This is a genomic window from Olsenella urininfantis, assembly GCF_900155635.1.
GTDB classification, from domain to species: Bacteria; Actinomycetota; Coriobacteriia; order Coriobacteriales; family Atopobiaceae; genus Olsenella_G; species Olsenella_G urininfantis.
Genome location: NZ_LT732540.1, coordinates 826,777 through 841,126, shown reverse-complemented (window position 1 = coordinate 841,126; position 14,350 = coordinate 826,777). Strand labels below are relative to the sequence as shown.

Sequence of the window (14,350 nt, the reverse complement as noted above, 5' to 3'; positions counted from 1 at the left end):
ACCGAGCTGACCTATAATTCCGCTCTGTGTGTAAACCTATGTGTCGCTCTGGTATGGCGGCACCTCTAGAGACGAGGAAAACATGGACTACATCCGCGCCATCGAGCGCCAGCAGATCCGCGAGGACATCCCTCAGGTTCTGGTCGGCGACAACGTCAAGGTTCACTACCGCATCAAGGAGGGTGACCGCGAGCGCGAGCAGGTCTTCCAGGGCGATGTCATCCGTCTGAGCGGTGGCAGCTCTCGCGAGACCTTCACGGTTCGCAAGATCAGCTTCGGCATCGGGGTCGAGCGCACCTTCCCCCTGCACAGCCCCAAGATCGCCAAGCTCGAGATCGTTCGTCACGGCATTGCTCACCGCGCCAAGCTCTACTACCTCCGCGATCGCGTCGGCAAGGCCGCCCGCCTGCGCGAGAAGCGCTAGAGGCCCTGCCCCCTTGCCCGCAAAGGCCGCTCTGGGAAACCGGGGCGGCCTTCTTTGCATATGGAGATGATGCAAGGTGTCAGCTACGCACGCGGCTAGTGCACGAGAGGTTGCGGCGCTCATATCGGGTGCTCCGGAACAGGAGCTTGACCTGCTTCTCGACCGCTATGGAGACGATCCGCGCAGGCAGGTCGTCCACGCGATCGAAGCGGCCGTAAGAAGGCGTGACCGCGCTCGGGCGGAGCGGGAGCGCGTCCTCGGCATGTACAGGCTCCAGGACGAGCTTTCCGGCGGTGGTGTGGTGGTAGGCGTGGATGAGGTGGGGAGGGGTGCCCTTGCGGGCCCGCTTACCATTGGGGCGGTGGTGCTTCCCGCGGAGCCCATAGTCTGGGGCATCAACGACTCAAAGCAGCTTTCCCCGAAGCGCAGGAGCGAGCTTGCCGCCGACATCGTCTGCCGTGCTGAGGCAATCGGAATCGCGCATGTTGCCCCCGAGGCCATCGACGCCGTGGGCATGGCCGCCGCACTTCGCGTTGGCATGGCGCAGGCGGTCGAGGATACCGGCGTCGATCCCGACTGCGTTCTCATTGACGGAAATCCCGTTCACGCCCATCCCAAGGAAAGAACGCTTGTCAAGGGTGACGCTCGCATTGCGTCAATCGCCGCGGCGTCGATAGTTGCCAAGGTCACCAGGGATGACCTCATGGTTGGCTACTCCGGCGAGTATCCCGAGTACCACCTGGACGAGTGCAAGGGATATGGCTCGCCCTCCCATATCGAGGCAATCCGCATGCACGGACTGACCCCCCTGCATCGCGTGAGCTTCTGTGGGAATTTCATAGAGCCGGCCCGTCTCTTCTAGGCGACCGATTCTGGCTGAAAGCACTTTTCAACATCAGGTCGTGGTCCTTAGCGGCGTGGCCGCTGTCACTAGGGCCGCGCTCGCTTGTCGCCTGCAAGCTGTCTGCTAGCCAAAGCTCAGGGACCGGCCAGTCTGGTCCGTCAGGCTTCTTGCTCCGTTCCATTGGGGTAAGGAGGCAAGGGTGGTCGAAAGGTCGTTTTTGACGCAGCAGGTCTTTGGAAGGGGCGCATACGAGGGCTACGATCGCGAGGAAGAAATCCTGGACGAGGAGTTTTCGGGACTCTTCGCACATGGGCAAGCCTGGACGGCGGCAGATGGGGATGACGCGGAGCTCATGGGGTCCTGCGGAGCGGGGGCGCATGCCGCGACGGGCAAGGGCCTGGGCGACCAGGGCGAGCTCCTTGCCTCAACCTACCTTCAGAGCCGCGGCTTCGAGATCCTGGAACGCAAGCTGCGAAATCCTGGTGGTGAAGCAGACATCGTGGCGCTGGACGACGGCTGCGTGGTGCTTGTGGAGGTCAAGACGCGCAACTCTCGTACGGGTGGCGGCGATGAGGCCATCCCCGAGCTTGCGGTGGACGCAGAGAAGCAGCGGCGCTATCGCAAAATTGCGCTCATGTATCTCTACCAGCATCCTGAGGTGTACAGCGTGCGGTTCGACGTCATCGCCATCACGATCGACGGCGAGCGCAGCGCTCGTCTGCGCCACCTCGTCGGCGCCTTCTCCTGGGATAGCTGATGGGGGAGGGAAGCGTCAGCGTAAGCTCGGCCTGTCTGCGTGGGGCCCAGGCGCAGCCCGTTCGGGTCGAGGTTGCCGCATCGGGAGGAATACCTGGTCTGACTATCGTCGGCATGCCCGACACGGGTGTCCTCGATGCCCGGTCAAGGGTGAGGTGTGCCCTCAAGGCCTGCGGTTTCAAGATGCCGAGGCTGCACTTCACCATCAACCTCGCGCCGGGGTCGATCAAGAAGACGGGGACGGGCTTCGACCTCCCCATTGCCGTCGCGATCCTGATGCTGAGCGGGCAGATACCTCGACAGGGTCTTGAGCACCACCTCTATGTGGGCGAGCTCGGGCTTGATGGCTCAGTGTGTGCCACCAGGGGGAACGTCGCCTATCAGCTCTTGGCGCGCCAGCAGGGCAGGGCCCTCGTCTGTGCCAAGGGGGCGTCTGGGGCAAGGGGCCCCAAGGGAGACGTCCGCGCCTTGGATCGGCTCTCGGACCTGCGCGCTGGTGAGGACGGGCTTGGAAGATCCCCTCGTCTTGCCAATGGGCCTGAGGGAGGATCTTGCGAGGGCGATGGGCTCGACTTCAGTGACGTGCATGGACAGGAGGAGGCGAAGCGTGCGCTGCTGATTGCAGCGGCGGGAGGGCACGGCCTGCTCATGGTTGGCCCTCCCGGCTCGGGAAAGACCATGCTTGCCCGCCGCCTTCCCTCGATTCTGCCTCCCCTCGAGGAGGGTGAGCTCGAGGAGGTGCTCCTCCTGCACTCCGTTTCAGGACAAGACCTTTCCGCGCTCTCGGCCAGGCAGAGGCCGTTCAGGGCCCCTCACCACTCCATTTCACTGGGAGGATTGGTCGGAGGGGGTCGTCCCGTCATTCCGGGAGAGATCTCGCTCGCGCACAAGGGGGTGCTCTTCCTGGACGAGCTGCCCGAGTTCGCCGGCAACGTCTTGCAGGCACTCAGGCAACCCATGGAGGACAGGGCGGTGAGGCTTGTTCGAGTCGATGGCGTCTACTCGTTTCCCTGCGACTTTCAGCTCGTTGCCGCCGCAAACCCCTGCCCCTGCGGCTATCTTGGCGACGAGGGGCATCATTGCCGCTGCAGCGCCGCGCGCATCCTGCAATACCAGGGCCGCATCGGTGGGCCACTGATGGATCGCATCGGTCTTCACGTTGAGGTAAGGCGACCTGGCTCCGGCGTTGTGATAGCGGGCGAGCGCGGAATGGACTCAAGGGGCATGCGAGAGAGGGTCTGTGACGCCCGTGCCCGCGCGAGCTGGAGAAGCCGCGAGGCCGATGGGGAGGGCGCCCCGCTTACGTCGGCACTCCGCTTTGACGCCGCGGCAGCGGGCGCGCTCGAGGGGCTTGCGTCAAGGCTTGCGCTGGGAGGGCGCTCAATAGTGAGCATGGCCCATGTCGCGCGGACGATCGCCGACGTCGAGCAAAGCGACCGCGTCCTGCGCCCGCACGTTCTCGAGGCGAGCAGCTACAGGAATCGCCTGGGAGAGGAGGGTGGAGCACATGTCTGAGGGTTGGGTTCTGCGCCCTGGGGACGAGCTGTGGCCCAAGGGACTCGATGAGCTTGACCGACCCCCCGAGTTGATTTATGGCATGGGGTGCGCCGAGGCCTTGCGGGAGCGAAGCATTTCGATCATTGGCGCGCGGCGTGCCACCCCCTATGGCCTCGCCGCCGCTCGCCTTGGCGGCAGGGTCGCCGCGGAGTCCGGCATCGTGGTGGTTTCGGGCGGTGCCATGGGTTGCGATTCAGCTGCCGGGCGTGCGGCGCTCGATGCGGGCGGGACGAGCATAGTGGTCGCGGGGTGCGGAGCCGACCTCGTCTACCCAAGCTCCTCTGCGGACGTGTTCGACCGCTCCAGGTCCAAGGGCGCGGTCATCTCGCTGGAGCCTTGGGGGACGCCCCCTCGCCGCTATGCGTTCCCCAAGCGAAACAGGGTCATTGCGGCCCTTTCGCAGAGCATCCTCATATGCGAGGCAGGGGTGAGGTCGGGCACCTTCTCAACGGCTCTTGCGGCAAGCGAGCTTGGGCGAGACTTATACGTGGTGCCTGGAAGCATCTTCTCTGCCGAGTCGGCGGGGGCGAACCAGCTCATTGCCGACGGGGCCTACGTCATCGCGTCAGAGCTGGACCTGGAGCAGCGCATCTCACTTGACTATGGCGTCCTGCGCATGCTGAGGGAGGGGTCGGAGCGACCCGAGGGACGCATCCTCTCGTCTCTCATAGCAGAGCCCATGAGGGCAGACGATCTGGCAAGGCACCTGAGCGAGCGCGTCGTGAACGTCCTGCGGTCCCTTTCGGATTACGAGTGCAGGGGCGTGGTGGTGCGTCTTCCCGATGGGCGATACAGCCTGAGCGAGGCCGCCTACCTTGCGCACGGTAGAATGGTCGAAAAACACGCAGATGAGCTTGGGCCGTTGGCGGTCACAGGAGGGGAGTGACATGGGGACAGATGAGGTCACGGTTGTTGGTGCCGGTCTTGCCGGGTGCGAATGCGCACTTCAGCTCGCGCGGCGAGGTGTTCGCGTGCGTCTGATGGAGCAACGGCCCCAGGCAAGCTCCCCCGCTCATGGCAGCGACTCGTTTGCGGAGCTCGTCTGCTCCAACTCCCTTAAGTCAACACGTCATGACAGTGCTGCGGGGCTGCTCAAGGAGGAGCTTGAGGCCATGGGCTCTCGCCTCCTGAGCCTTGCCAAGCAGTCTGCCGTTCCTGCGGGAGGGGCCCTGGCAGTTGACAGGGAACGCTTTTCGGAGCTGGTCACCCGGGAGGTTGAGGGCTGCGGGCTCATCTCGGTGGAGCGCAAGGAGCAGCGCGTCGTCCCGGAGGGCCCCTGCGTCATCGCCGCCGGGCCGCTTTGCTCCGACGCCCTGTTCAGTTCGCTGACAGGGATTCTGGGAAGCGACGCCCTCTCGTTCTACGATGCGGCCGCTCCCATCGTTGACGCCCAGTCGCTTGACCGAAGCGTGGTCTTCTCTCAGTCACGTTACGAGGAGGGGGGGCAGGGCGACTACCTGAACTGTCCCATGAGCCGTGAGGAGTACGACGCGTTCTACGATGCCCTGATCTGCGCCCGGCGCGTGGTCTCTCGGGACTTCGAGCAGAGCGACCTCTTCAACGCCTGCCAGCCTGTCGAGGAGGTAGCCCGCACGGGGCGGGACTCCCTGCGCTTCGGGGCGTTGAAGCCCGTCGGGCTGAGCGATCCAAGGTCTGGAAGAAGGCCATGGGCAGCCGTCCAGCTTAGGGCGGAGAACGTCGATCGGACGGCATATAACCTTGTGGGCTTTCAGACGAATCTTGCCTGGGGCGAGCAGGCGCGCGTGTTTCGCATGATTCCCGGCCTGCAGAACGCCGAGTTCTTCCGCTATGGCGTCATGCATCGCAACTCGTTCGTGGACAGCCCCAGGGTGCTCGACGGCAGCTTTGCCATCCCGGGCACAAGGGTGCGGCTCGCTGGCCAGATCACGGGTACGGAGGGCTACGCGGAGGCCATCGCGTCAGGCCTTCTTGCCGCCCTCAACACCTACGCAGACCTGAGAGGGCTCGATCGAGTCAGCCTTCCGCGCACCGGCGCGCTGGGGTCTCTCGTCCATTACGCGACTGATCCGGCCACGGAGTGCTACCAGCCCATGCACGTGAACTTTGGCCTTGTCCCTCCTCTTGGGGGCGCCAGGCTGAAAAAGCGGGAGCGTTACCAGGCGTATGCCGATCGAGCGAGTGCCGAGATGGACGCCTACCTTGCCAGCAGGCCCGACCTCTTCCCGTCGCCCAATGAGTGAGAAACCCACGGCGGGAACCTCCCTGGATGACCTCGTGCCTCGCTTTTTGGGCAATCTCGAGACCCTGAGGAAGCTCTCCAAGCACACGGTGCGTGCGTATGGCTGTGACCTGGATGCCTATGGCGCGTGGGCGGTGCGCGCGGGCATCGACCCCCTTGCCCCCACGCACCGCGAGCTCAGGGGGTACCTGGCTGAGCTCACGCGCGCGCGCTATTCCGACAAGACCATCGGCAGACGCCTTTCGTCCCTCAGGTCCTTTTTTCGCTGGATGGAACGAGAGGGGCTGGATGTCCCGGCGTCCATCTCCACCATCGCAAGCCCCAGGCTTTCCAAGGCGCTTCCAAAGGCGGTCTCGGTCGATGACGTGGCCCGCATGATTTCTGCCTGCGGGGAAGACGCCGTGGGCAGGCGTGACGCCCTCCTCGTCGAGCTGCTTTTTGCCTCTGGGGCGAGAATCTCGGAGATCGCGTCGCTTGAGGTCGCTGACGTGGACTTCGCCCGGGGGCAGGTCAAGCTGTTTGGCAAGGGCTCCAAAGAGAGGATCGTTCCCCTCTACCCAGGGGCGCTTTCCCGCCTTGCCTCGTATCTCGAGGGCCCACGAAGGGAGCTCCTCGCGCGAGGCGGCCAAAGGGCCTGTGCGTCCGTCTTCATCTCCGCAAGGGGAAAGGAGATGGGCGCCGACGCTCTCAGGCACGCCTTCGCCCAGCTTGCAAAGAGGGCCGGCGTGGACGAGGGCCTGACCCCACACTCCCTTCGCCACGGATTCGCAACGGAGCTTCTTGCGGGAGGGGCTGACCTACGCAGCGTGCAGGAGCTGCTGGGGCATGCAAGCCTGTCAACAACGCAAATCTATACGCACCTCTCCGTGGACAGGCTCAAGGACGCCGCCCGTCAGGCTCACCCCCGGGGGGAGTAGCCGGCCAGGCAAAAGCAGCCGACATATGTGGGTATGTGGTGTCGGTGGCATTTGCCACGATCTGCTGATACAATGCCTGCTTGTCGTGTAACCACACGGCATAAATTCACACGTGCGATGACTTCTCGGCCGTGGTGCCCCTCGCTAAAGCCAAGCGAGGGGTGGCTCAGAGGGGGTTGACTCGCGCGGAGGAACAACCAACGGAGGTTAGAACATGGCTGTCAAGATCAACATCCGCACTCTGCTCGAGGCTGGTTGCCACTATGGTCACCAGACGAGGCGCTGGAACCCCAAGATGAGGTCTTACATCTTCGGCGAGCGCAACGGCATCTACATCCTTGACCTGAAGCAGACCGTGGTCAACGCCGACCAGGCCTACACCTTCCTCAAGGATACCGCGTCCAAGGGCGGCAGCGTCCTCTTCGTGGGCACCAAGAAGCAGGCTCAGGAGCCCATCGCCGAGCAGGCCACCCGCTCCGGCATGCCCTATATCAACCAGCGCTGGCTCGGCGGCATGCTCACCAACTTCGTGACCATGCGCTCCCGCATCGACCGCATGGAGGAGCTCGAGGCCATGGTCGAAGATGGCAGCATGGCCGCGCGTGGCAAGAAGGAGCAGGCCGTTCTCACCAAGGAGCTCGAGAAGCTCCAGCGCAACCTCGGCGGCGTCCGCGATATGAAGGCCCTTCCCCAGGCCATTTTCGTGGTCGACTCCAAGCGCGAGGAGATCGCCATCCGTGAGGCCAACCGCCTTCACATCCCCGTGATCGCCCTTCTCGACACCAACTCCGACCCTGATGTCGTTGACTTCGGCATTCCCGCCAACGATGACGCCATCCGCTCCGTCGGCCTTATGTGCGAGCTTGTCGCTGACGCCGTCCTTGCCGGCTCCGGCAAGGAGCAGATCTCCGTCGAGGAGATGGCTGCTGGCGAGACCACCCCTGCCGTCGAGGTCGAGGCTCCCGCAGCCGAGTAGCCCAGGCCGATGGCTTTCTGACACGTTCGCAACGTAATCCCAAGGAGGGAACAATGGCCCAGATTACCGCAGCTATGGTCAAGCAGCTTCGCGAGATGACCGACTCTCCCATGATGGAGTGCAAGAAGGCCCTCGTCGAGGCCGACGGCGACATCGAGGCCGCCGTCGACGTCCTTCGCAAGATGGGCGTTGCCAAGGCCGTCAAGCGCGCCGGCCGTGACACCAACGAGGGCACCATTGCCACCTACATCTCCGAGGACGGCAAGACTGGCGCGATTCTTGAGCTCACCTGCGAGACCGACTTCGTTGGCACCAACCCCAAGTTCACTGGCTTTGCCGCAGATCTTGCCAAGGTCGTCGTCGAGAGCGATCCGGCGGACGTCGATGCCCTCAAGGCATGCACGATGGGCGAGGTCACCGTTGCCGATGAGCTCACCGAGATGATTCACGTCATCGGTGAGAACATGAAGGTCACCCGTTTCCAGCGCGTCTGCGTTGAGTCCGGTGCGCTCTCCTCCTACATTCACCTGGGCGGCAAGCTTGCCGACATCGTGACCTTCGAGTTCTCCGCCTCCGAGACCGGTGCCAACGAGACCTTCAAGACCTTTGCACATGATGTTGCGATGCAGGTCGCTGCCGCGGCACCCGTCTCCGCTCGTCGCGAGGACGTGCCCGCGGAGACCATCGAGCACGAGAAGGCCATCTACATGGCCCAGGCTGCCGAGTCTGGCAAGCCTGAGTTCATCCAGGAGAAGATGGCTGCCGGCAAGCTCGAGAAGTTCTACAAGGAGATCGTCCTTACCGAGCAGGAGTTCATCAAGGACCCCTCCACCACCATCTCCGCTCTTGCCGAGAAGGTCGGCAAGGACTGCTCCGACACCATCGTCATCAAGAGCTTCGTGCGCTTTGCCTTTGGCGAGTAACAAGGCGACCAGAGCATGAGAGGGGCCGGCGCCTTTGGGTGCCGGCCCCTTCTTTGTCGTGAATGTCTGCTTTCGCAAGGAGCCCATTGGCTCTGATAGAATCATCTGGACTTCGGATGCCCTGATGGGCGTCGTCGCAGGCTCCGCCCCACCTACGGAGGTTCGTTTTGTCTGACTACAAGTACAAGCGTGTGCTCCTGAAGCTCTCCGGCGAGGCTCTCATGGGCTCGAAGAACTTTGGAATCGATCCCGTTGTTCTCAAGAAGATCGCCTCTGACATCAGGCCCGCCTACGAGGATGGTGTTCAGATCGCCGTGGTCGTGGGCGGCGGAAACATCTTCAGGGGGCTGTCCGGCGCCGCCGCCGGAATGGACCGCGCCCAAGGTGACAACATGGGCATGCTTGCAACTGTCATAAACTCCCTTGCCCTCCAGGACAGCTTCGAGCATGCCGGCATGCATTGCCGCGTCATGAGCGCCATCGAGATGCATCAGGTCTCCGAGACCTACATCCGCCGCCGTGCCATCAGGCATCTCGAAAAGGGCCGCATCACCATCTTCGCCGCGGGCACGGGCAACCCCTACTTCACTACGGACACGGCCGCCGCCCTGCGCGCGTGTGAGATAGGCGCAGAGGTCCTCATGAAGGCCACGAAGGTGGATGGCATCTACGACGCGGACCCCGTCACCAACAGCGACGCAAAGAAGTTCGATACCATCAGCTACGCTGAGGTGCTGAGTCGCAACCTCCATGTCATGGATGCCACGGCAACCGCGCTTTGCAAAGACAACCATATGCCTATCATGGTCTTTGACCTCGATGGAGACCAGATCTTCGAACGCGCTCTTCGTGGCGAGGCCATAGGTACCACCGTCGTAGAATAATAGGAGAGAGCACATGAGCGAGTACAGCGATTCCGCCAAGCGCAACATGGAGAAGTGCGTTGACGCACTGCTTCACAACTTTGCGAAGGTCCGCACGGGGCGTGCCAACGCCCACGTTCTCGATGACATCAGGGTTGACTACTACGGTCAGATGACGCCCGTCACACAGCTTGCCGGCGTCAAGGTGCCCGAGGCGTCCATGCTCGTGGTCGAGCCTTGGGACAAGAGTGTCCTGAAGGCGATCGAGCGTGCCATAGAGGCCTCTGACCTCGGCATCACCCCGAGCAATGATGGCGTGAGCATCCGTCTTCCCTTCCCCAAGCCCACCGAGGAGCGCAGGCGCGAGCTCGCAAAGGACTGCAGCCGCTACGCGGAGGACGCCAAGATCTCCGTTCGCAACGCTCGACGCGATGCCAACAACCAGGCCGAGAGGGACGAGGAGCTCTCCGAGGACGATATCGCCCGTGAGAAGAAGGCCATTCAGAAGGTTACCGACGGTTTCATCGAGAAGATCGATGAGCTTCTCAAGAGCAAGACCGCCGAGGTCATGGAGATTTAGGTGCAGGTAGACGAGGAAAAGCTACGTCAGTATTTCTCGCGGGGGGATGAGGGGGCCAAGCTTGGCTCCCTTGACCTGTCACGCATGCCCCGCCATGTCTCCATCATCATGGACGGCAACGGCAGATGGGCGCAGGAGCGCGGCCTCGAGAGGTCTGCTGGCCATGTCGCTGGCGTGGACTCCCTGCGCGAGGCCGTGACGACAAGCGTTCGCCTTGGCATAGACGTCCTCTCCGTCTATGCGTTCTCAACGGAGAACTGGAATAGGCCCCAGCACGAGGTCGACCTTCTCATGCACCTCTTTGCGACGACTCTGCTTGAGGAGCTGCCCCTCTTTCATCAGGAAAACGTCCGCCTGCGCTTCTTCGGCGATCTCACGGCGCTTCCCAAGGAGACCTTCGAGGTGTTCCAAGAGGGGCTTCGTTCCACGCAGGGCAACGACGGCATGGTCTTTGCCCTGGCTGTCAACTATGGGTCGAGGGCGGAGCTCGTGCGTGCCGCCCGGGAGCTGGCGCGGATGTCCGCCGGAGGCGAGCTCGACCCCAACGACATTGACTCGCGGATGCTTGAGGAGAAGCTCTATACGGCGGGCCTTCCTGACCCTGACCTTCTCATACGCAGCTCAGGAGAGCTCAGGCTCTCGAATTTCCTCCTCTGGCAGCTTGCATATGCGGAGCTCTACGTGAGTGAGCGCTACTGGCCTGACTTTAGCCGCTGGGACTATCTCCAGGCCGTCTTGGCCTACCAGTCTCGCAACAGACGCTTTGGAGGAATATCCGCATGAGGGAGCGCCAGGGCAAGGGGGGCATGGAAGGCCCGGAGCCTCACGCAAGGGGCATCGAGAGGGGAATAGAGCGCCTGGAGCTCGTGCGAAAGGCCAAGGAGAGCGCAAGGGCCGCGGGCGACCTTCGCGGCCAGAAGGCCCGAGGTTGGACCGAAAAGGTCCTGACGCGCACCGCAACCGGGGCCGTGTATGCCATCCTCACGGTCGTCTGCCTCTTCTGGGGCAAGGTCCCCACTGCCGTTCTCGTCACCGCCATGGCGTGGACCTGCTGCTCGGAGTTCTTCCGCATGTCCCGGATGGGCGGGCATGAGCCCAACGAGATTCTGGGGCTCGGCGCGTCGATTCTCTTCACCCTGGCCCCGCTTGCGTCGCATGGCTCCGCAACGCTCTACGTGCTGCTTCTCATGATGGTGCTTTGCGCCGTCTGGTACGTCATGACCCCGCGTGCGGGCATCGCCGACGTGGCCCTTACGGCCTTCGGACCCATATACACCTCGCTCATGTTCTCGACGATCGTCACCATCAGGTCTGCTGCCCCCGGCTTCGACGGGGGTCTCCTCGCCTTCGGCGTGATGGGCTCCGTGTGGCTGAACGACGCGACGGCATATTTTGTGGGCACGCGCTTCGGCAGGCACAAGCTTGCGCCGAAGATATCTCCCAACAAGAGCATCGAGGGCCTCTTCGGGGGGCTTGCGGGCAGCGTGCTCATCTGGCTCGTGATGGCGGTCATACCCGTGTCGGGGATAGGCTGGCCACTCGCCCTTGTCGCGGGGCCCGTTGTGGGCATCATGGCGGTTGCCGGAGACCTCTTCGAGTCCCGCGTGAAGCGCGGTGTGGGCGTAAAGGACTCTGGAAACGTTCTGCCAGGCCATGGAGGCCTCTTGGACAGGTCTGACTCCATGCTCTTCGGCTGCGCCGTCGCCTTTCTCCTGCTTCGACTTGGAGGCGTTCTTTGAGTATCTTCGAGCGGGTGGCCCACGTGCCCGCAAGCACCGCGCCCCTGCGCCTCGCGATACTGGGCGCATCAGGTTCCATTGGCACGCAGGCCCTGGACGTATGCCGCAGACACCCTGACAGGCTTGAGGTCGTCGCCCTCTCCGTCAGCTCGTCAACCGAGAGGCTCGTGGAAATGGCCAGGGAGTTCTCGGCGCGTCATGTGGTCGTTGCAGACCCCGCCCATGCCGCCGACCCGGTCCTGTCCGAGCTCCCCTCATCTTGCTGCTGTGGCTTTGGGCCGGACGCGCTTGAGGAGCTGGTCCAGATGGACGAGGTCGACTGCGTGCTCAACGCCGTCGTGGGATTTGCAGGCATCAGGGCAGGGCTCTCGGCGCTCAGGGCAAACAAGATCCTTACCTACGCCAACAAGGAGTCCATCGTGGTCGGCGGGGACCTCCTCATGCCCCTGGCGCAACCAGGTCGCTTCATTCCGGTGGATTCCGAGCATAGCGCGATCTACCAGTGCCTGGTGGGGGAGGGGCGCTCTGACGTACATGCCCTTTGGCTCACCTGCTCTGGCGGCCCCTTCTTCGGCTGGGGCAGGGATCGCCTCTCTCGTGTCACCGCCGCCGAGGCGTTGAGCCACCCCACCTGGAAGATGGGCCCAAAGATCACCATCGATTCCGCGACGCTCATGAACAAGGGGCTTGAGGTCCTCGAGGCGACGAGGCTCTTTGGCGTGGACATAGACCGAATCAGGGTCCTCGTGCACCGCCAAAGCCGCGTGCACTCCATGGTCGAGTTTTCCGATGGCAGCGTGAAGGCTCAGCTGGGTCCCTCTGACATGCGCATTCCCATCCAATATGCCTTCAGCTATCCCGATCGCTGGGAGAGCCCCTGCGAGCGCGTGGAATATCGAGAGCTGCGGCCAATGAGCTTTGCCTACCCTGACGAGGAGGCCTTCGGCTGCCTCGAGCTCGCCAGAAGGGCGGGTCGCGTGGGAATGACGCTGCCCTGCGCGATGAACGCCGCCAACGAGGTGGCGAACCTCGCCTTCCGTCGCGGCCTCTGCGGCTTCCTTGACATCGAGCGGGCTGTGTCCGAGGTCATGGATGACTGCGTGCCGTCCCCCGTCGAGTCACTGGAACAGCTCATGGAGGTCGACTCATGGGCGCGCACGCGAGCGGCCGAGCACCTTGGGACGGTGTCGCGATGAGCGCGCTTGCCTCGGTCGCCTCGGCCGTGTTCTGGGGCGCGCTCGTTCTCTCCGTCCTCGTCTTCGTTCACGAGCTGGGCCACTACCTGGCGGCACGCTTCTTCGGCATGCGTGTCACGGAGTTCTTCCTGGGCATGCCATGCAGGTTGAAGCTTTCGTACAAGTCAAGGACGCGCGGCACGGAGATCGGCGTCACCCCCGTCCTCCTCGGCGGGTATACGCGCATCTGTGGCATGGAGGGGAGTCAGGACGAGCTTCTGGCACCTTGCCTGGGCCTTGTCCAGTCCTGGGGCGGCTGCACGCCGTCTGAGGTGGCCGTGCGGCTGGGGATAGATGAGGAGAGGGCGCTCTCCCTGCTCCTTACCCTGAGCGACTGGGCGTCTATCAGGGACTGCGGAGGCGGCGAACGCTTCGAGACCCTGCCGCGCGACGCGGACATGCTCACGGAGTATGACCGGGGCCATGACCTTTCTGTCGCGGGGTCAACCATGGCGGGGGCTGCTCGTCCCATAGCGGGGGACCTCAAGGAGTTTCTCGCCGCGGAGCGCGGTCGCACCTATCTTGGGCATGGCTTCATCTCGCGTGTCCTGGTGCTTGTCGCTGGCCCCGCGCTCAACGTCTTGCTTGCCCTCCTGATCGTCACCTTCAGCCTTTCCGCCCTTGGCGTTGAGGTTGCCGAGAACACCAACGTCATGGGGTCAGTCAGCGAGGGGGGATACGCGTGGGAGGCGGGCGTCAGGCCGGGGGACAAAGTCATCTCCATCGATGGTGCGCCCGTCGACGACTGGTCGTCGATAGTCGCTCGCCTTCATGAGCTCCTCCCCCAAGGCAAGGACCTGAAGATCCGCGTCATCAGCTCTGGGGAGGAGCGAGACCTGGTGGTTGACCTGCCCGATGGCCAGCCGGTTGACGTCATAGGCATAGCTCCTCCCACGCTGATGAGGCGGCTTGCCCTCGGCGAGGCCTTCCGTGCCGCCCTGCGCTATGCCGCGGCGGTGGGGGAGGGGGCCCTGAGGCTGATCACGCCTCGCTACAGCCTCGAGACCCTCAAGGGCACCTCGTCCGTCGTGGGAATCTCTGCCATGGCGAGCAAGGCCGCCTCCCAGGGGCCGAACAGCCTGCTGCTCTTTGCCGCCGTAATCTCCTTGTCCCTCGGATTCATGAATCTGCTTCCCATCCCCCCTCTCGATGGGGGGAAGGTGGCCATAGAGCTCGTGCAGCTCATCGTCCGCAGGCCTCTCTCCGTGCGTGTTCAAAATGCCGTCAGCTACGTGGGCCTTGCCTTGTTTCTGGCACTGTTCGTCTTCGCGCTGCGAAATGACATCGGTAGCATTCTGGCGGGTTAGGAGTTGAA

The 14,350-nt window shown here is 63.5% G+C and carries 15 protein-coding genes; all 15 read left to right on the top strand.

The features are described from left to right. Positions 1 to 82 precede the first annotated feature (82 nt). Positions 83 to 424, top strand: coding sequence for a 50S ribosomal protein L19 (gene rplS / locus CZ375_RS03910; RefSeq protein ID WP_077597988.1), 342 nt, complete (start codon positions 83 to 85; stop codon positions 422 to 424). A 76-nt stretch (positions 425 to 500) separates the two neighbouring features. Then, positions 501 to 1,286, top strand: a complete 786-nt coding sequence (locus tag CZ375_RS03905) for a ribonuclease HII (RefSeq protein WP_077597987.1) — start codon at positions 501 to 503, stop codon at positions 1,284 to 1,286. Positions 1,287 to 1,467: 181 nt separating this feature from the next. Then, complete coding sequence (locus CZ375_RS03900; RefSeq protein WP_234966851.1) at positions 1,468 to 2,025, top strand: YraN family protein; 558 nt, start codon at positions 1,468 to 1,470, stop codon at positions 2,023 to 2,025. Beyond that, positions 2,025 to 3,539: a YifB family Mg chelatase-like AAA ATPase gene (locus CZ375_RS03895; RefSeq protein ID WP_077597986.1), complete on the top strand. Its 1,515-nt coding sequence runs from the start codon at positions 2,025 to 2,027 to the stop codon at positions 3,537 to 3,539. Before CZ375_RS03900 ends, CZ375_RS03895 begins: the two co-directional genes overlap by 1 nt. Further along, entirely contained in the window at positions 3,532 to 4,467 is a 936-nt protein-coding gene (locus tag CZ375_RS03890) for a DNA-processing protein DprA (protein WP_077597985.1), read from the top strand. The genes CZ375_RS03895 and CZ375_RS03890 overlap by 8 nt, the downstream gene beginning before the upstream one ends. A gap of 1 nt (position 4,468) precedes the next feature. Next, positions 4,469 to 5,803 (top strand): methylenetetrahydrofolate--tRNA-(uracil(54)-C(5))-methyltransferase (FADH(2)-oxidizing) TrmFO, encoded by a 1,335-nt coding sequence (gene trmFO / locus CZ375_RS03885; RefSeq protein ID WP_077597984.1) that lies wholly within the window; start codon positions 4,469 to 4,471, stop codon positions 5,801 to 5,803. After that, complete coding sequence (locus CZ375_RS03880) at positions 5,796 to 6,719, top strand: tyrosine recombinase XerC (protein ID WP_077597983.1); 924 nt, start codon at positions 5,796 to 5,798, stop codon at positions 6,717 to 6,719. The genes trmFO and CZ375_RS03880 overlap by 8 nt, the downstream gene beginning before the upstream one ends. 214 nt (positions 6,720 to 6,933) lie before the next feature. Further along, positions 6,934 to 7,695, top strand: a complete 762-nt coding sequence (rpsB, locus tag CZ375_RS03875) for a 30S ribosomal protein S2 (protein ID WP_077597982.1) — start codon at positions 6,934 to 6,936, stop codon at positions 7,693 to 7,695. A gap of 53 nt (positions 7,696 to 7,748) precedes the next feature. Beyond that, entirely contained in the window at positions 7,749 to 8,618 is an 870-nt protein-coding gene (tsf, locus tag CZ375_RS03870; protein ID WP_077597981.1) for a translation elongation factor Ts, read from the top strand. 167 nt (positions 8,619 to 8,785) lie between these two features. After that, on the top strand, positions 8,786 to 9,502 hold the full coding sequence (gene pyrH, locus CZ375_RS03865) for a UMP kinase (protein ID WP_077597980.1): 717 nt from the start codon (positions 8,786 to 8,788) through the stop codon (positions 9,500 to 9,502). A 13-nt stretch (positions 9,503 to 9,515) separates the two neighbouring features. Continuing rightward, entirely contained in the window at positions 9,516 to 10,061 is a 546-nt protein-coding gene (frr, locus tag CZ375_RS03860) for a ribosome recycling factor (RefSeq protein ID WP_077597979.1), read from the top strand. Continuing rightward, the gene (locus tag CZ375_RS03855) at positions 10,062 to 10,844 is read left to right on the top strand and encodes an isoprenyl transferase (RefSeq protein WP_077597978.1); all 783 of its coding nucleotides are present in this window, start codon (positions 10,062 to 10,064) and stop codon (positions 10,842 to 10,844) included. After that, positions 10,841 to 11,800, top strand: coding sequence for a phosphatidate cytidylyltransferase (locus tag CZ375_RS03850; protein ID WP_077597977.1), 960 nt, complete (start codon positions 10,841 to 10,843; stop codon positions 11,798 to 11,800). The genes CZ375_RS03855 and CZ375_RS03850 overlap by 4 nt, the downstream gene beginning before the upstream one ends. After that, complete coding sequence (gene dxr / locus CZ375_RS03845) at positions 11,797 to 12,996, top strand: 1-deoxy-D-xylulose-5-phosphate reductoisomerase (RefSeq protein ID WP_234966850.1); 1,200 nt, start codon at positions 11,797 to 11,799, stop codon at positions 12,994 to 12,996. The genes CZ375_RS03850 and dxr overlap by 4 nt, the downstream gene beginning before the upstream one ends. Beyond that, positions 12,993 to 14,342, top strand: a complete 1,350-nt coding sequence (locus CZ375_RS03840; RefSeq protein ID WP_077597976.1) for a M50 family metallopeptidase — start codon at positions 12,993 to 12,995, stop codon at positions 14,340 to 14,342. The genes dxr and CZ375_RS03840 overlap by 4 nt, the downstream gene beginning before the upstream one ends. Positions 14,343 to 14,350: the final 8 nt, after the last annotated feature.

Excerpts from the sequence above, each read along its gene's own strand:
- rplS (WP_077597988.1), top strand. The coding sequence starts at position 83 with ATGGACTACATCCGCGCCATCGAGCGCCAGCAGATCCGCGAGGACATC.
- CZ375_RS03895 (WP_077597986.1), top strand. The coding sequence starts at position 2,025 with ATGGGGGAGGGAAGCGTCAGCGTAAGCTCGGCCTGTCTGCGTGGGGCC.
- CZ375_RS03890 (WP_077597985.1), top strand. The coding sequence starts at position 3,532 with ATGTCTGAGGGTTGGGTTCTGCGCCCTGGGGACGAGCTGTGGCCCAAG.
- trmFO (WP_077597984.1), top strand. The coding sequence starts at position 4,469 with ATGGGGACAGATGAGGTCACGGTTGTTGGTGCCGGTCTTGCCGGGTGC.
- CZ375_RS03880 (WP_077597983.1), top strand. The coding sequence starts at position 5,796 with ATGAGTGAGAAACCCACGGCGGGAACCTCCCTGGATGACCTCGTGCCT.
- rpsB (WP_077597982.1), top strand. The coding sequence starts at position 6,934 with ATGGCTGTCAAGATCAACATCCGCACTCTGCTCGAGGCTGGTTGCCAC.
- tsf (WP_077597981.1), top strand. The coding sequence starts at position 7,749 with ATGGCCCAGATTACCGCAGCTATGGTCAAGCAGCTTCGCGAGATGACC.
- frr (WP_077597979.1), top strand. The coding sequence starts at position 9,516 with ATGAGCGAGTACAGCGATTCCGCCAAGCGCAACATGGAGAAGTGCGTT.
- CZ375_RS03850 (WP_077597977.1), top strand. The coding sequence starts at position 10,841 with ATGAGGGAGCGCCAGGGCAAGGGGGGCATGGAAGGCCCGGAGCCTCAC.
- CZ375_RS03840 (WP_077597976.1), top strand. The coding sequence starts at position 12,993 with ATGAGCGCGCTTGCCTCGGTCGCCTCGGCCGTGTTCTGGGGCGCGCTC.